This window comes from Nocardia arthritidis NBRC 100137, assembly GCF_001612765.1.
Lineage (GTDB): Bacteria > Actinomycetota > Actinomycetes > Mycobacteriales > Mycobacteriaceae > Nocardia > Nocardia arthritidis.
The window spans coordinates 1-18,093 of the sequence record NZ_BDBB01000065.1 but is presented as its reverse complement, the minus strand read 5'-3'; the positions used below and the strand labels follow the sequence as shown (position 1 = coordinate 18,093).

Here is an 18,093-nt window from a genome sequence, read left to right as displayed (position 1 = left end):
GAACAGGAGCGTGGTTCGATGAGCGACTCGGTGACCGCGGCCGACGTGCGGGCGGCGTTGCGGGAACTGGCGAATCCGGCCGATGCGACGCACTCGCAGCGGTTCTTCAAAACCGGTCCCGGCGAGTACGGCGAGGGCGACGTGTTCCTCGGCGTGCGGGTCCCGGCGAGCCGTGGCGTCGCGAAACGCTTCGCGGCGCTTCCGTTGGACGAGGTGGACAAGCTGCTCGACAGCGACGTGCACGAGGACCGGTTCGTCGCGCTGGTCATCCTGAACGCGCGCTTCGCGGCGGCGTCCCGGCCGCGCTCCTTCGACGACGCCGCGCGCGCGGCCATGGTGGAGCTGTATCTGGCGGCCGTGCGGCGCGGCCGGGTGAACAACTGGGATCTCGTGGACGTGTCCGCGGAGAACATCGTCGGCCCGTGGCTGCTGGACAAACCGCGTGACCTGCTGTTCCGGCTGGCGCGGTCCGAGTCGCTCTGGGAGCGGCGGGTGGCGCTGCTGTCCACCTTCGCCTTCATCAAGGCGGGTGACGCCTCGACCACCTTCGCGCTGAGCGAGCTGCTCCTCGGCGACCGGCGCGATCTGATCCAGAAGGCGGTGGGCTGGATGCTGCGCGAAGTCGGCAAGCGCGTCGACCGGAGCCTGCTGACCGGATTCCTCGACCGGCACGCCCCGGCCATGGGACGCACCGCGTTGAGCTACGCGACCGAACATCTACCGCCAGAAGTGCGCGCCGAATACCGCAGGCGATAGTCGGCGCAATCGATCGGCTAATCACGCTATTTCGGGCGAACGCAGAATTGCGTTCGAAATGGCGGATCGTTCAGAACTGGATCTTCAGGTGGTCGGTCACCGGATGCGCCTGGCAGCCGAGAATGTAGCCGTTCTCGATATCCTCCGGGTCGAGGATTTCGGCGTTGTCCATTTCGACCTTGCCCTCCAGCACCGTGCACGCGCACGAACCGCATTCGCCTTCCTGGCAGGAATAGGGCACGTCCAATCCCTTGGCCAGCATGATGTCCACCAGCGTCTGCTTGCGCGGCCATTTCAGCTCGTGCACTTCGCCGTCCAGCTCGACTTCGACCGTCGCCGCGTCGGCCGCCTCCTCGTCGGAGACCTCGACCGGCGCCTGGTCGGCGAACGGGTCGCCGGCCAGCGAGTTGAACACCTCGGCGTGCGTGCGGGAGCGCGGCACGCCCAGTTGCGCGAGCGCGTCGTGCACCCGGTCCATGAACGGCTTCGGGCCGCACATGAACGCGTCGTAGCCGCGATACGGGGCGACCAGGGTGGCCAGCGCGTCGGCCGTCGGTAAGCCCTGCAGATACTCCAGCCAGTGGATCACGGTGAGCCGCTGCGGGTGCTTGTCCGCCAGATCGCGCAGCTCCCCGGCGAAGATCACCGACTCGTGGTCGCGGTTGGCGTAGACCAGCACGATGCGGCCGGTACCGCGGGCCAGCGCCGACTTCAGGATGGACATCACCGGCGTGATGCCGCTGCCCGCGCCGAACAGCAGCAGATCGTCGTCCAGGTCCTTCGGGGTGAAGACGCCCGAGGGCGGCAGCACCTCGATCCGGTCGCCCTCTTTCACGTTGTCGCACACCCAGTTCGACCCGTAGCCGCCCTCGGTCCGCTTGACGGTCACCTTGGGGCGGTCGTCGGTGTGCGGCGAGCTGGCCAGCGAGTAGCACCGCGCCACCGAGCCGGTCCGGTCGCTGGGGATGCGCAGGGTGAGGAACTGTCCTGGCTGGTAGCGGAACTTCTCGGCCAGCTCGTCGGGAACGTCGAAGACCAGCGAGCGGGTGTCTGCCGTCTCGGTGATGATCGCGGACACCCGCAGCACGACCGAGCGCGAGCCGTGTGGAACCTCGACAGTCGTCATGTCGTCCTCTCGAACCTGGCACGGGCTTCCCGCGACGCAAAAACTAGAACGTGTTTCAGTTTCATCGTACGTCGGGCGTCGCCTGGCGGACAAGCTGGGCCTCGAGCCCGGCGATCAGCACCTCCATGCCGAAGTCGTAGGAGTAGCGTCCGCGCAGGTCGCCGATGTGCCGCGTAGCCCGCTCGACCACGGGAGGCAGGGTGACGTCGGCGGGGGCGGAGCGGTCGCGCGGGTTCACCCGGCTGCGGCCGAACAAGTAGGTGTGGATGGTGGCGTAGGCGGCCAGGATGTTGCGATCGCCGAAGCCCGCGTCGTCCAGGATGTCCATGATCGCGGCGATCAGGTCCAACTGTTTGCCGAGCATCTGCTCGATGAGGATGTCGCCGAGGCCGGGATGCTTGCGCAGCTTCTCGTCGATCTGGTCGACCAGGTCGCGCAGCCGATGCTGCCATGACCCGGATTCGGCCGGTGGCGTGCGCACTCCGGTCAGCGCCGCGCTGGCGACCAGGTCCAGCAGTTCCCGTTTGTCGGCGACGTAGTAGTAAGGCGCCATCGGGGAGACGCCGAGTTCGCGGGATAGTCGCCGCATCGACAATTTCTCCACGCCGTCCTCGCGTACCACCCGCAGCGCGGCCTCGACGATCTCGGACTCCGACAGCGTTCGATTCGTGGTGCTCGCGGGCCCTCCGTGGTTACGCAAGCTTCCGCCCCCAGGCCTGATGCGCACACCACTGTGTGCCGCCGCCCCCGTTCGCCTGCATTCGTCCGACTCCCATGCCACCTCTACCGCCGCGGGCTTGTGTTGCCCGTCACATTCTGTTCCGCTGCTTGCCATCCGCAGTCTAGAGCGCCGGGTATCGCTCCCGTCGCCGCCTGTTGCGCTCGGCGGGCGGCGAACGAGCCGGTCGCGCGGGTCGAGCGGCGGCGGGAAGCTCGGGCTCCGCGGTTTCGGTGCCTGAAACCTGTTCTTTTGTCAGTTGATGACGTTATTGTGTGAGCACGAACTGCACCGGGCAGTTCGCACACGGATCGTCCTCGCGGAGGTAGCCATGCCGGAATACGGGTCCATCGGACACGCCGACACCGACAACACCGGACGGATGGAGACCGCCGCCGCGCGGTCGGCCGAAGAGGCCCCGCTGGTCGAGGAGAGCCTCATCGAAGAGGTGTCCATCGACGGCATGTGCGGCGTCTACTGACGGGCGGCGGACCACGATGCTCGATCTCGATACCCGCTGGCAGCTGCACCCGCGTGTGGCGCTGCGCCCGGAGCCGTTCGGCGCGCTGCTCTACCACTTCGGCACGCGCAAGCTCTCCTTCTTGAAGAGTCCGCGGATCGTCGAGATCGTCCGGTCGCTGCCGGAGCACGCGTCGGCCCGTACCGCGTTGCACGCGGCGGGCGTGCCGGAGGCGGGCGCGGGCGCCTACGTCGACGCGCTGACCCAGCTCGCCGACTCGGACATGATCATCGGTGCGCCGGAAGGTGCGCCGATGCCCGCGGCGATGGCGAACCCGGCTCCGGCGACGGGGGTGGTCCCGTCGGGCGGGGCGGTGCGCCTGGTGGATCGCTTCGAGTCCGGCTTGGCCGCGCCGATCTGCCTGACCTGGGAACTCACCTACGCCTGCAACCTCTCCTGCGTGCACTGCCTGTCCTCCTCGGGCCGCCGGGACCCGCGTGAGCTGAGCACCGAGCAGTGCAAGGCGCTGATCGACGAGTTCGAGCGCATGCAGGTGTTCTACGTGAACATCGGCGGCGGCGAGCCCACGGTGCGTCCGGACTTCTGGGAGTTGGTCGACTACGCGACCGCGCACCACGTGGGCGTGAAATTCTCCACCAACGGAGTGCGGATCACGCCCGAGGTCGCGGCCCGGCTGGCGGCCAGCGACTACGTCGACGTGCAGGTGTCGCTGGACGGCGCCGACGCCGAGGTGAACGACGCCGTGCGCGGCCCCGGCTCCTACGCCATGGCCATTCGCGCGCTGGAGAACCTCGCCGCGGCGGGCTTCCGGGACGCGAAACTGTCGGTGGTGGCGACCAGGCACAACATCGGGCAGCTCGACGAGTTCCGCGCCATCGCCGAAAAGTACGGCGCCACCTTGCGACTGACCAGGCTTCGGCCGTCGGGGCGGGGTGCGGACGTATGGGACGAGTTGCACCCGACGCCCGATCAGCAGCGGGTGCTCTACGACTGGTTGCTGCGCAACGGGGAGGGCGTGCTCACCGGCGACTCGTTCTTCCATCTCTCGGCGTTCGGTCAGACGCTGCCGGGCCTGAACATGTGCGGCGCCGGCCGGGTGGTCTGCCTGGTCGATCCGGTCGGTGACGTCTATGCCTGCCCGTTCGCCATCCACGACCGGTTCCGCGCCGGAAACGTCGTGGCCGACGGTGGTTTCGGCGCCGTGTGGCGGTCCTCGGACCTGTTCGGGGAGCTGCGTGAGCCCAGCGGCGGCGGCGCGTGCGCGTCGTGCAGCCACTACGACGCCTGCCGGGGCGGCTGTATGGCGGCGAAGTTCTTCACCGGGTTGCCCGCCGACGGTCCGGATCCGGAGTGCGTCCAGGGTTATGGCGAGGCGGCGCTGGCCGACACCGCGCGGATGATCCCGCGTTCGTCGGTCGACCATTCCCGCCGGGTCGCGCCGCGCGCGGGCGGGCGCAAGAGTACACCGGTCCCGTTGACGTTGAGCGCGACGCGCCCGGCCGGCTTCGCGCCGGAACGCCGCCCGTCGCGTGCCTGCGACGAGAGTCCGCTGGCCTGAGGCAATGAAGTTTGCCAAAAGTGTGCTAACAGTGCGGTCGTGGCTATCGTCCGGTTTCCGACCGGGCGATAGCCGTCGCGTTGCCGGATGCCGGGAAACGGCCCCCGGCGAACTCTCGGCATCAGGTGCGGCGCGGGCCGCCTCCGGTGGCGGGCCGGTTTCGCCCGGAATTCTGCCGATTTTTCCGGACTGTTGATGTCTGGCCGCGAAACTCCGCCTAGCATGCCAGGAATGCGCCATGATCGCCTGCCCGATGGATTCGGGGTGCGGATCGATCCCCGGGTACGCGCATACTCCGGCGGGCGGGTTCTGATCGGCGGTTCGCCGGCCAGGTTGCTGCGACTTGCCCCGGAGGCCGCCGAGATGATCGGCGACGGGTACCTCGAGGTGACCGGCCCGAAGTCCGCTGTCGTTGCCAGACGGCTGCTCGACTCCGGAGTGGCCAACCCCCGCCCCCGGCTGCTGCCGTCGCCGGAGGACGTCACCGTCATCGTGCCGCTGCACAACAACGCCGAGGGTCTGGCCCGCCTGCTCGCCGCGTTGCGGGGGCACAACGTCATCGTGGTCGACGACGGGTCCGACCAGCCGGTCCGAATCCCGCGTAACCGGGGTACCCGGTGCCGGGTGACCGTGCTGCGGCACGACCGCAAGCAGGGGCCCGCGGCCGCGCGCAATGCCGGCTTGCGCGCGGCGACAACCGACTTCGTCGCGTTCCTGGACTCCGACGTGGTGCCGCGCAGCGGATGGCTGGAGGTGATGCTCGGCCACTTCAGCGACCCCGGGGTGGCATTGGTCGCCCCGCGGATCGTCGCGCTGGACCCGGAGTCCAACGCGCTGGCGCGCTACGAGCACACCCGCTCCTCGCTCGACCTGGGCAGGCGCGAGGCGGCGGTGCACTCGGGCGGACTGGTGTCCTACGTGCCGAGCGCCGCGCTGCTGGCGCGGCGCAGGGCGCTGCTCGAACAGGGCGGTTTCGACGAGTCCATGCACGTCGCCGAGGACGTCGACCTGTGCTGGCGGCTGGAGCGGGCGGGCTGGCGGCTGCGCTACGAGCCCGCGGCGCACGTGGCGCACGACCACCGGGTGCGCTTCCGCGCCTGGTTCGGCCGGAAGCTGTTCTACGGCACCGGCGCCGCGCCGCTGGGCGATCGGCACGCGGGCACGGTGTCACCGCTGTCGGTGCCGTCCTGGACGTTGCTGGCCGCGTTCCTGTTCGCCACGCTGACCAAATGGGGGCTGCTCGGCGGCATCGGCACCCTGATCACCGCGCTGGCCCGCCTGCGGCGCGTCTTCGCCGAACTGGACAATCCCACCCGGATCGCCGCGATCTACCTGGCGCGCGGCTTCTTCGCCGGTCTCTGGCGCATGGCCTCGGCGATGTGCAGGCACTACTGGCCGATCACGCTGGTGGCGATGGTCCTGTCGCGGCGGGTCCGGCGCATCGCGATCACCATGGCCCTCGCCGACGGACTGGCCGACTGGTTCACCCACCGGGACGCGGGCGGCCTGGATCCCGTGCGCTACGTGGCCTACAAGCGTCTCGACGACATCGCCTACGGCACCGGCCTGTGGCTCGGCGCGTTCCGCGCGCGCAGCGTGGAAGCGCTGAAACCCACCACGCCCGCTCGCTGATCGACTCGTACGACCCGCGACGACCCTGGATCTTGGCTACTGAACGGGAGTCCGAATGGCCGACACACTCATCGTCGGGGGCGGTACCGCCGGGTGTGTCCTCGCGGAGCGGTTGAGCGCCGATCCGGCGCACGCGGTGCGGCTGCTCGAGGCCGGTCCGCTGTGGACCGGCCTCGACGCGATGCCCGCCGAGTTGCTGGACGCGGCGGCGTTGCCGATCGGTCCGGAAGTGGGATGGCTGTGGCGCTACGAGGCCGTTCTCGCCGAGGACCCACCGGTGCCGGGAACCATCGTGCGGGGCAGGGTGATCGGCGGGTCGGGCGCGGTCAACGGCGCCTACTTCGTCCGCGCCACGGCAGCGGACTTCGAGGACTGGAGCCGGGCGCTCGGCGGCTCGGACAGCTGGTCGTTCGACGCGGTGCTGCCGTTCTACTGCCGGACCGAGCGCGACCTGGACTTCGGCGATCGACCTTGGCACGGTGATCAGGGCCCGATTCCGGTGGTGCGCACGGCGGATCCCGCCCCGGTGAGTGCGGCGTTCACGGAAGCCTGCCTCGCCGCCGGGTTCGCCGAGGTGCCCGATCTCAATGCCCCCGACAGCGGCGATGGCGTCGGCATCGTGCCGTGCAACCGCGATAACGGCAAGCGGATCGGTCCGGCCATCGGCTATCTGCTGCCGGCTCTGGCCCGCCCGAACTTGACCGTGAGCGGAGAAACGTTGGTCACGCGCATCCGTTTCGACGGGACGCGGGCGGTCGGCGTCGAGTGGGTCCGCGACAGGGAGAGTGGCACCGAGTGGGCTGACCGCATCGTGCTCTGCGCGGGGGCGATCGAGTCGCCCGCACTGCTGCTGCGTTCGGGCATCGGCGACCCGCGACAGCTTCGACCGCTCGGCATCCCGGTCGTGCACGCCGCCCCGGTCGGCGCCTGGCTCGGCGACCATCCGGAAGTGGGGATCTCCTACCTGCTCGACGTGGCCGAACCGCCGGCCGTCCCGCTGGAGGCGGTGCTCGAGGTCGGCGATGTCGAAATCCGCCCGTACGCCGTGTCCTTCACCCCCGGAGTGCACAGGCTCGGCGTCACGCTGATGCGCCCGCGGTCCTCCGGGACGCTCAGCTTGCGATCGGCCGAACCCGGCGCCGCGCCGCTGATCGAGTACCGCTACCTCGCCGCGGAGCCGGATCGCGCCCGGCTGCGCGAAGCGGTGGCGACCGCGGGCGGGTTGCTGCGACGAATGAACGCGCGGCCGGTCGATCCGATTCCGCGGACCGGGGATCTCGACGCTTGGTTGCGCGCGAATCTCGCCACTTCGCAACATTTATCCGGCACGTGCCGAATGGGCCGGGAAAACGATGCGGCGGCCGTGGTGGACGAGCTGTGCCGGGTGCACGGGGTAACCGGGTTGTCGGTAGTGGATCTGTCCGTCGTGCCGGTGCCTTTGGGCCGTGGGCCGCAGGCCACGACCATGATGATCGCGGAAAAGGCGGCGGCATACCTGGTCCCATAAGTGAAAGACGGTTAGGTCACAATTTGCCGGGGTGGGCATCGGGTGTGACCTGGCGGACAAACCCGAACATCGGTCGGTGCCGCCCTGTATGCGCCGGTACAGTTTGGGGCGGAAAGAAAGGCAAATGGTCAGCAACATCGCAGGTGGGCGACCCCCACGGCCGGGCGTCGAGCCGGGCGCCCAACTCGGTGCGCTCGAAGTCTACGCCGCGCAGGCGCACGGATATCTCAGTGCGGGCGGCGATCAACTTGCCCGGCTCGCCGGTTTGCTGCGTCCTGCCGTGCTGGAGTCCTGGCTGCGCAGCGTGCGCGGCGGGATCGATCCGATGGACACGGTCGACGGTCGCGGTTTGCGCGGGGCCGATCTGCAGCGCTATCTCCAGGCCCATCCGATTGCCGCGCTGATGCCGCTGATCGACAAATTGCTCGTACAGGACACGGCCAGAACGGGTTTGATCGTCGTGGTCGCCGATCAGTTCGGCCGGGTGCTCTCGGTGCACGGCGGCGCCGAGCAGGTCGCGGCCGCGGCCGAGATCGGCCTGCGCGCCGGCGACGATCTGAGCGAGCGCCGGATCGGCACGAATGCGGTCGGTCTGGTGGTGCGCACCGGGCGCGCCGCGTGGATCCACGGTCCGGAGCATTTCCTGCACCGGATGCACCAGCTCACCGGCGCGGCGGCGCCGGTGCACGATCCGGACGGCAGGCTGGTCGGCGTGCTGATGATCGCGGGCGGCATCCGCGTGGCCAAGCCGGAGATCCTCGCGCTGGTCAAGGCCACCGCCACCGCCGCGGAAATGGACTTGCTGCTCACCGCGATGCGGTCCGGGGAGCGCGCGACCGGTCGCGGCAGGCGCGACCCGGCGCGGCCGCACCCGGCGGGCCGGCTCGCGCTCGACGTGCTCGGCCTCGGGCAGCCGCAATTGAGCGTCGCGGATGATCGGGTGCCCTTGTCGCAGCGGCATGCCGAGATCCTGTTGCTGCTGGCCGAACACCCGGAGGGGCTCGGCGCCGATCATCTCGCGCTGCTGCTCGACGACACCGATCTGGACAACGGCACCATTCGCGCGGCTGTGTCCCGATTGCGGGCGGTGGTCGGCCCGACCGTCTTCGGCTCCCGGCCTTACCGTCTCTGCGTTCCGGTCGCAACCGATGTGGAGGCGCTGCGTGCCGCGCTCGACTCCGGTGATGTCGATTCCGCATTACGGCTCTATGCCGGGCCGGTGCTGCCGCGTTCGACCGCGCCGGGAATCATCGACATTCGCGACGAACTGCGGGTGCGATTGCGCACCGCGGTGCTGGGATCGGGGGACGCCGCGGCGCTGCGCCGCTGGACCGCTTGCCCGGAAGGGCGCGACGACGCCGCGGCATGGGCGGCCTACCGGGCCACGGTGGATCGTGACTCGCCGCTGTATGCGCAGATCGAGGCCAAGATCCGGGTGTTGGACCGCCGCCTCGGCGCGGATGCAACGCGAATGCAACGTTTCGGCTCATAATCTGCACAGCCATCGGCGTGTGAACGCTTCGCCGGGATCGAACGTGGTCGCGCGCCCAGGTCTGTCCTCACTTCCGCCGCTGGTAGCCGCGTTGGACGTCTGTCCAGAAGTTTTTAGTGCAAATAGTTCCTTTTTATCAACGAAGCGCCTAATGTTCGCAATGCACGGACGATGACCGTGTGACGTAGCTGACATAACCGTGGCGTCCGCTCCACGGCGATGACGTTGGAGGATCGATCGAACGCTAGGCGAGAACGTCGGCGGACGCGACGCTCGCCGCGGCGGTGACCACCCCGGTCGCCGATCTCGCGTAAATCTGCCGAATTCCGCGCGATGCCTTCGCATCGCTCGCGCTTCTCATCGAATCGCACGTGGTGTTCACGCCATGCGCCCGGACTGGGCAGCCGGGTGTAGCGGCTTATTCGTGCTGCCCAAAAGCGTTCGGACAGCGGTTCTTTCGCCGAGTAGGAGGCTCTGGTGCACGATACGGAGTTGGGTGGGTACAGCGCGTTGCCGCAGCGTTCCGTCGAGCCGAAGCCGTCCCAGGCCGCACCCGAGCCGTTCGCCCTGGCGCCCGCCCAGCTCGGCGTCTGGTACGCGCAGCTGCTCGAGCCGGACGTGCCGATCAACGTCGCGCAATACGTGGACGTGCGCGGTGAGCTGGATGCCGCTCTGTTGCAGGAGGTCTCGGTCGAAGCGGCGCGCGAGTTCGAGTCGGTGCTGGTGCGGCTCGGCGAATCCGGCGGCGTCCCGCACCAGTACGTCGACTTCGGGCTCTCGGTCGACATTCCGTTGATCGACCTGCGCGACCAGGACGACCCGGTGGCCGCCGCGCACGACTGGATGCGCGCGGACGCGAGCGCACCGGTCGACCTGTGCGCCGACCGGCTGTTCGCGGGCGCCGTGCTGCGCGTCGCCGAGCGCCGGTACTTCTGGTACATGCGGGTCCATCACATCGTGCTGGACGGCTACGGCGCGCTGACCAACACCATGCGGGTGGCCGAGCTGTACACCGCCCGGGTGCGCGGCGCCGAGCCCGAGGTCGTGCGGCCAGGGACGCTCGCCTCGCTGACCCAGGCCGAACTCGCCTATCGGGGAAGCCCCCGTTTCGAGTCCGATCGCGCGCACTGGGTGGGGCGAGTGGCCGGGCTGGACGGCGCGACCAGCCTCGCCGGTCGCTGCGCGCCCCGCTGCGCGACAAACCGGATCGCCGGGCGAGTGCTCGCCCCGGAGCTGGTCGAGCGGATCGGCTCCCTTGCCGCGAGCCAGGATTCGACGATCGCGGTGGTGCTGCTCGCGGCGTTCGCCGCCTATCTCGGACGGCTGACCGACCGGGACGAGGCGGTGCTGAGCCTGCCGGTGACCGCGCGCACCACCGCGGCGCTGCGGCGCTCGGCGGGCATGCTGTCGAACATCGTGCCGCTGCGGTTGCCCGTCGGCGGGAGCTGGGGCGAATTGCTGCGCGCCACCCGCGTCGAGGTCGCGGGCGCGCTGCGCCATCAACGCTACCGGCACGAGGACATCCAGCGCGACGCCGAGCACGTCGCCGGTCTCGCGCACCGCGGGTTGTTCGGGCCGCTGGCCAACATCATGCTGTTCCGCAGCGATCTCACCCTCGGCACGACCGTGGGGCGCTACCACGTGCTGTCCACCGGCCCGGTCGAAGACCTCGGCCTCAACGTCTACTACGGCGACCGGGACCGGGTGCGCGTCGACTTCGAGGCCAACCCGCACCTGTACACCGCCGACGACACCGCGCGGCAGCACGCCCGGTTCCTCCGCTACCTGGAGCGCCTGGTCGCTACCGAGCCGGACACCGCGCTCGCCGCCGTCGACGTCGCGACCGAGCTGGAACTCGAGGTCAGCACCCGGATCTGGAACGAGACGGGTTTCGACGTGGAAGCGCGACTGCCGGGCCGCTCGGCGGGCTCGGCTCCCATGGCGACGCTGGTGTCGATGTTCGAGGCGCAGGCGGCCCGCACGCCGAGCGCGGTGGCGCTGCGGGCCGCCGGTGCGCCCGACCTGACCTACCGTGAACTCGCGGTGCGCAGCCACCGGCTCGCGCGCGGGCTGATCGCGCTGGGTGTGGGACCCGAAACGGTGGTGGCGCTGCACCTGCCGCGCTCGCCGGAACTGGTCATCGCGATGTACGCGGTGCTCGCGGCGGGCGGCGCCTACCTGCCGCTGGATCCGGATCACCCGCCGGAGCGCACCGCGCACATCCTGGCCACTGCCCGTCCGGCTTGCGTGCTGACCGCGGGGGACGCTCATTCGCCCGAACCGACGGGCCTACCGGTGCTGCGAGTGGACCAGGTCGATGATGCCGTCCCCGCCGCGCCGGTGTGGGACCGGGAACGCGTCGCGGCCCTGCGACCCGAGCATCCGGCGTATGTGATCTTCACCTCGGGATCGACCGGTCTGCCCAAGGGCGTCGCGATCACCCACCGGGCGATCGTGAACCGGTTGGTGTGGATGCAGCAGACCTATCGACTATCCGCGCAAGACGTTGTGCTGCAGAAGACTCCGGCGACGTTCGACGTGTCGGTGTGGGAATTTTTCTGGCCACTGCAGATCGGCGCGACGCTGGTGCTCGCCCAGCCGGACGGGCACCGCGATCCCGCTTATCTGCGCCGGACGATCGACGAATTCGGCGTCACCACAGCACATTTCGTGCCGTCCATGCTCGCGGCATTCCTCGCCGGCCGGCATGACGCGTACCGTACGTCGCTGCGCACAGTGTTCGCCTCCGGGGAGGCGCTGCCCGCCGTGCTCGCCCAGCGGCTGCGCGCGCTGACCGGCGCTCGCCTGCACAATCTGTATGGTCCGACGGAAGCGGCGGTCGACGTCACCTTCCATGAAGTCACCGACACCGATACCCTCTCGGTGCCGATCGGCGCGCCGGTGTTCAACACCAGGCTCTACGTCCTCGATTCGCGGCTGCGGCCGGTACCGGTCGGGGCGCCGGGTGAGCTGTATCTGTCGGGGGTACAGCTCGCCCGGGGCTACGTCGCGCGACCGGAGCTGACCGCGGCGCGGTTCGTGGCCGATCCGTTCGTCGGCCCGCAGGGGCCCACGCGGGCGGGCGGGCGGATGTATCGCACCGGTGACCTGGTGCGGTGGACCCCCCACGGCGAACTGGAGTATCTCGGACGCACCGACTTCCAGGTGAAACTGCGCGGCCTGCGCATCGAGCTCGGCGAGATCGAGACCGTGCTCTGCCGGGTGGACGCGGTGGCCCGCGCGGTGGTCGTGCTGCGCGATGACGCGGGCGTCGGCGAGCAGCTGGTGGCCTACGTCGTGGAAGCGCAGCCGGGCGCGGTGCGGACGGACCGGCTGCGCGCCGCGGCGGCCGAGGCACTGCCCGGATATATGGTGCCCGCCGCCTACGTGGTGCTCGACACACTGCCGGTGAACGCCTCGGGGAAGTTGGATCGTCGCGCACTACCCGCTCCCAGCAGGGCTTCGACCGGCTACACCGCGCCCGCTACCGCCGTGGAACTCGCGGTCGCGCGGGTGTTCGCCGAAGTGCTCGGTAACAAGCTGATCGGCCGCGACGACGACTTCTTCGCACTCGGCGGAAACAGTCTGGTGGCCACACAGGTCGCCGCCCGGCTGTCCGCCGACCTGAACTGCCCGCTCGGAGTCCGCGACGTGTTCGCCGCCTGCACGGTGGCCGAACTCGCCGCACTCGTCGAGCGGGCCGGTGGATCCGGCGGCGCGTCCTTGGTCGCGCAGCTGCGGGCACGGCCACGGCCGCCGCTGGTTCCGCTTTCTCCGGCGCAGCAGCGCATCTGGTTCCTCAACCGGTTCGAGCGATCCGGCGCGAGCTACAACATGCCGTTCGTGGTGCGCTTGCGCGGCGCGGTGGACGTCACCGCCCTGCGGCAGGCGCTCGAGGACGTGGTCATCCGGCACGAGGTGCTGCGCACGATCTTCCCCGCGCTGCTGCCCGGCGACAGCGCGGGCCCGGCCGCACAGCAGGTGGTGTTGTCGGTGGTGGAGGTGGCGGGCGCGCCGGAGGCGATCGGCGCTGCCGAGCTCGACGGGCGCCTGCGCGCGTTCGCGGCGCAGGGCTTCGACCTGGAACGCGAGATTCCCCTCCGCGCCCGGATCTTCGCGGTGGACGACGGCGGTTACGCGCTCGCGCTGGTCCTGCACCACATCGCCGCCGACGGTCTGTCGCTGCGCGTGCTCGCCCGCGACGTGATGACCGCGTACGCGGCGCGCCGCGGCGGCCTCGCGCCCGCCTGGGCCCCGTTGCCGATCCAGTACGCCGACTACAGCCTCTGGCAGCACGAACTAATCGGCTCCCCGGACGATCCATGCGCGGCCACCCAGCTGTCGTTCTGGACCGGGACGCTGACGGGCGCACCCGACCAGCTCGACCTGCCCGCCGACCGCCCCCGCCCGGCGGTCGCCTCCGGCCGGGGCGCGGTGTTCGGCTTCGAGCTACCCGGCGAACTGATCGTCCGGATGAGTGAACTCGCCCGCACACAGGGCGTTTCGACCTTCATGGTGACGCACGCCGCGCTGGCCGCGCTGCTGTCGCGACTGTCCGGCAGCGGCGACATCGTGATCGGCACCCCGGTCGCGGGCCGGGGCGAGCGCGCGCTCGACGACCTGATCGGCATGTTCGTCAACACCCTGGCACTGCGCACCCGGGTCGACGCCGCCGAGCCGTTCTCCGCCCTGCTGGCGCGGGTCCGCGAACAGGACCTCGCCGCCTTCGGGCATGCCGAGCTGCCGTTCGAGCAGGTGGTCGCCGCGCTGGATCCGCCGCGCTCGCAGGCGCGTCACCCGCTGTTCCAAGTGCTGCTCGCCTTCGACAATGCCGAGCCAATCGCCTTCGAACTGCCCGAACTGTCGGTCGCCACCAGTACCCTGGACACCGGAGTGACCAAGCTGGATCTCCAGCTCACGGTCACCGAGAACTCCGCCGGCGCCGGACTCGGGGAAGGTTCGGCACCGGCGGGGGTTCCCGCGGAATTCGGTTACGCCACGGATTTGTTCGACGAAGCCACCATCGCCGGCTACGCCCGCGCGCTGATCGGCTTCCTGTGGGCGGCCACCGCCGATCCCGGGATCGCGGTAGGCGATCTGCCCCTTCTCGATCACGAGGAGCAAGCGCGCGCCCTCGCGGCGGGGCAGGTCGCCGCCGGCGCCCGAGATCCGGCGGAGACCTTGCTCACCGCCTTCCAGGCGCAGGTGCGGCGCACCCCGGACGCGGTCGCGGTAGTGGACGATGAACGGCGGTTGACCTACGCGGAGTTCGCGGGCGCGGTCAACCGATTGGCGCGCAGGCTGATCGCCGCGGGCGTCGGCCCGGAGCGGACGGTCGTGCTTGGCATGCGGCGTTCGGCCGACCTCGTGGTGGCCGCGTACGCGGTGCTCACCGCGGGCGGCGGGTACGTGCCGGTGGACCCAGACCAGCCCGCGGCCCGGATCGCGCAGGTGATCGCGGACGCCCGCCCGGTTTGCGTGCTTGCGCGTTCCGGTGACGACCTGGGGGCGGAACTCGCCGATCGGTGCGCGCTCGCGGAGCGTCCGGCGACACCGATCATCACCGCCGACGCCCCGGAGCTCGCGGACTACTCCGACGCCCCGGTCACCGACGCACACCGCCTGGCCCCCTTGCACCCGTCCGGCACCGCGTACGTCATCTTCACCTCGGGGTCCACCGGCCGTCCCAAAGGCGTCACGGTGCAACATGATTCGGCGGTCGACCAGATCAGGTGGATCGCGGGTGAATACCGGATCGACGCGAACGACGTGGTGCTGTTCAAGACCCCGGCCACCTTCGACGTCTCGGTGTGGGAGCTGTTCGCCCCGCTCACCCGAGGCGCGCGGATGGTCGTCGCCGCCCACGAAGGGCACCGCGACCCCCGGTACCTCGCCGCGACCATCGCCGCGCACCGGGTCACGATGACCTCGTTCGTTCCGTCCATGCTCACGGTGTTCGCCGCCGCCGCGCCGGAGATGATCGCGTCCCTGCGCACCGTGCTGGTCGCGGGCGAGGCGATGACCGGGGAGGCCGCCGCCGCGTTCGCCGCGGTGAGCCCAGCGCGGTTGCACAACCTCTACGGACCCACCGAATTCACCGTGCACGCCACGCGCGCCCCCGTCGACCCGGCCGCGAGCGGTCCCGCGCCGATCGGGCGTCCGGTGCCGGGCAGCCGGGCCATGGTCCTCGACGCGCGCCTGCGACCGGTTCCGGACGCCGTGGTCGGCGAGCTGTACCTGTCCGGCACGCAGCTGGCGCGCGGCTACCACGGCCGCGCCGACCTGAGCGCGGAGCGTTTCGTCGCCGACCCGTACGGGCCGGCGGGCAGCCGGATGTACCGGACCGGCGATCTGGTGCGCCGCCGCCGCGACGGCGCGCTGGAGTATCTGGGCCGCGGCGACTTCCAGGTGAAGCTGCGCGGCCAGCGGATCGAACTCGGCGAGATCGAGGCCGCCCTGCTCGCTATGGACGACGTGCGCGCCGCGGCGGTGCGGGTCGTCGCGCAGCCGTCCGGCGAGACGCTGGCCGCCTACGTGGTCGGCGCCATCGCGCCCGAACGGCTCGCCGCGGAGTTGGCGCAACGGCTGCGCCGGGTGCTGCCCTCGTACATGGTGCCCACCGCGTACGTCCCGCTGGACGCCATGCCACTGACGGCCTCCGGCAAGCTCGACCGCCGGGCGCTGCCGGATCCCGCGCCGGTCACCAAGACCTTTCGCGCGCCCGGCACGCCGCAGGAGCGGACCGTCGCCGCGGTGTTCGGGCAGGTGCTGAGCGTCGATCCGGTCGGCGCGGACGACGATTTCTTCGCACTGGGCGGGAATTCGCTGATCGCCACGCAGATCGCGGCCCGCTTGGCGGACGCGCTGGACACCGAGGTGCCGGTGCGCGCGCTGTTCGAGTATCCGGACGTCGCGGCGCTGGCCGCGCACCTGTCCGGCGGCCGCCGGGCGCGCAACCGGGCGCCGCTGGTCGCCGGGCCGCGCCCCACGCTCGTCCCACTGTCCTACGCGCAGCAGCGCATGTGGTTCCTGAACCAGTTCGACGCGGCGTCGGTGGCCGACAATCTGGTCGCCGCCATCCGGCTGCGCGGCGCGCTCGAGCAGACGGCGCTGGCCGAAGCGGTCGCCGACGTGCTTGCCAGGCATGAGTCGCTGCGCACCATTTTTCCCGCGGCGGAGGGCATTCCGTATCAACTGGTGCTGCCGGTCGACGAGGCGCGAGTCGAGCTGGTCGTGGAGACGATCGGCGAGCAGACGCTGATGCAGCGGGTTCGCGAACTGGTGGCCATGCCCTTCCGGGTGGATCGCGAGCCGCCGGTGCGCCTGGTACTGCTGCGCCTCGGCGACGACGAGCACGTGCTCGTCGTCGCGCTGCACCACATCGGCGCCGACGGCTGGTCGCTCGCACCGCTCACCCGTGATCTCATGCGCGCCTACCACGCGCGTCACGCGGGCGTCACACCCGACTGGACGCCACTGCCCGTCCACTACGCCGACTACGCGCTGTGGCAGCGGGCGAGCCTCGGCTCCGAGGACGATCCGGATTCGATACTGTCCGAACAGATCCGGTTCTGGCAGAGGGAACTGGCCGGCCTGCCGGACGTGTCAGCGCTGCCGACCGATCGACCGCGCCCGGCCGCCGCGTCGGGTCGCGGCGCGCGCCACGCCTTCACCGTCGATGCCGCGACCCAGCGCCGTTTGCGCGAGATCGCGGGCAGGGCGAACGCCTCGCTGTTCATGGTGCTGCACGCCGCGTTCGCCACGCTGCTGGCCACACTGTCCGGGCAGCGGGACATCGTGATCGGCACCCCGGTGGCCGGTCGCGGTGACCGCGCGCTCGACGAACTCGTCGGCATGTTCGTCAACACCCTGGTGCTGCGCGCCGACGTCCGGTCCGACCTGACGTTCACCGAATTGGTCGCCGCGGTCCGCGATCGCGACCTGGCCGCCTTCGCCCACGCCGACGCGCCGTTCGAGCGCTTGGTCGAGGTGCTCGCGCCGGAGCGGTCGGCGGCCAGGCATCCGCTGTTCCAGGTCATGCTCGACTTGCAGAACACCGCGCGGACCGAACTCGAGCTGCCCGGCCTGACCGCCACCGGACTCGACATCGACACGGGTACCGCAAAATTCGATCTACACCTGTCCGTGGCGGAGGCGGCGGACGGTTCCGGGCTGGCCGCGGTGTTCGAATACGCGACCGATCTGTTCGACCCCGCCACCGTCGCGACGCTCGCGTCACGCTTGCACCGGGTGCTCGACGCGGTGGTCGCCGATCCGCAGGTGTGCCTCGGCACGATCGATGTGCTGAGTCCCGGCGAACGAGCCCTCGTTCTGGACACGTGGAACGCCACCGGGCATCCGGTGGATCCGGCCGCGACGCTGGTGTCGCTGTTCGAGGCGCAGGCGGCCCGGACGCCCGAGGCGATCGCGCTGAGATTCGAGGGCGAATCGCTCACCTACGCGGAGTTCGCGCGCCGGGTGCACCGGATGGCCAGGCTGCTGGTGTCGGTCGGCGTGCGTCCGGAGAAGCCCGTGGCGGTGGGCATGCGGCGGTCGGCCGATCTCGTGGTGGCGCTGTACGCGGTGCTCGCGGCGGGAGGGGCCTACGTCCCGATCGATCCGGAGCATCCGGCCGAGCGGGTCGCCGACGTCCTGCGCACGGTGCGTCCGGTCTGCGTGCTGACCCGCTCCGAGGACGGGCTCGAGCTGCCCGATCCGGCCACCGGCGCCGGGAGGTGGGCGGTGCTGGATGTCGATCTGTTCGACACCGGGGACTACGCCGACGAACCGCTGACAGATGTGGACCTGCTCGGGACGGTCACC

General features: G+C 70.5%; 9 protein-coding genes. 7 read left to right on the top strand and 2 right to left on the bottom strand.

Going from position 1 to position 18,093, the window contains the following annotated elements; genetic code table 11:
• The first annotated feature begins 18 nt into the window (after positions 1–18).
• Positions 19–756 (top strand): DNA alkylation repair protein, encoded by a 738-nt coding sequence (locus NA8_RS30700; protein WP_063053798.1) that lies wholly within the window; start codon positions 19–21, stop codon positions 754–756.
• Between the two features lie 70 nt (positions 757–826).
• Here the strand turns inward: NA8_RS30700 and NA8_RS30695 are convergent, their stop codons facing one another.
• Positions 827–1,882, bottom strand: coding sequence for a ferredoxin--NADP reductase (locus NA8_RS30695; RefSeq protein WP_063053797.1), 1,056 nt, complete (start codon positions 1,880–1,882; stop codon positions 827–829).
• 61 nt (positions 1,883–1,943) lie between these two features.
• Complete coding sequence (gene mftR2 / locus NA8_RS30690) at positions 1,944–2,582, bottom strand: mycofactocin system transcriptional regulator MftR2 (RefSeq protein WP_063053796.1); 639 nt, start codon at positions 2,580–2,582, stop codon at positions 1,944–1,946.
• A gap of 400 nt (positions 2,583–2,982) precedes the next feature.
• On the opposite strand from mftR2, the gene mftA reads away from it, so the two are divergent.
• The 6 genes from mftA to NA8_RS30660 form a co-directional block, all read left to right on the top strand.
• Complete coding sequence (gene mftA / locus NA8_RS34210; RefSeq protein ID WP_157107015.1) at positions 2,983–3,081, top strand: mycofactocin precursor MftA; 99 nt, start codon at positions 2,983–2,985, stop codon at positions 3,079–3,081.
• A 16-nt stretch (positions 3,082–3,097) separates the two neighbouring features.
• The gene (gene mftC, locus NA8_RS30680; RefSeq protein WP_084467210.1) at positions 3,098–4,639 is read left to right on the top strand and encodes a mycofactocin radical SAM maturase; all 1,542 of its coding nucleotides are present in this window, start codon (positions 3,098–3,100) and stop codon (positions 4,637–4,639) included.
• A 231-nt stretch (positions 4,640–4,870) separates the two neighbouring features.
• Positions 4,871–6,271 carry a mycofactocin biosynthesis glycosyltransferase MftF gene (gene mftF / locus NA8_RS30675; RefSeq protein ID WP_063053794.1) on the top strand — a complete coding sequence of 467 codons (1,401 nt, stop codon included), beginning with the start codon at positions 4,871–4,873 and terminating at the stop codon, positions 6,269–6,271.
• A 55-nt stretch (positions 6,272–6,326) separates the two neighbouring features.
• Complete coding sequence (gene mftG, locus NA8_RS30670) at positions 6,327–7,778, top strand: mycofactocin dehydrogenase MftG (RefSeq protein WP_063053793.1); 1,452 nt, start codon at positions 6,327–6,329, stop codon at positions 7,776–7,778.
• Between the two features lie 124 nt (positions 7,779–7,902).
• Entirely contained in the window at positions 7,903–9,270 is a 1,368-nt protein-coding gene (locus tag NA8_RS30665) for a GAF domain-containing protein (protein WP_063053792.1), read from the top strand.
• 477 nt (positions 9,271–9,747) lie between these two features.
• Positions 9,748–18,093: non-ribosomal peptide synthetase (locus NA8_RS30660; protein WP_157107014.1), on the top strand; the 8,346-nt coding region annotated here is incomplete at its 3' end.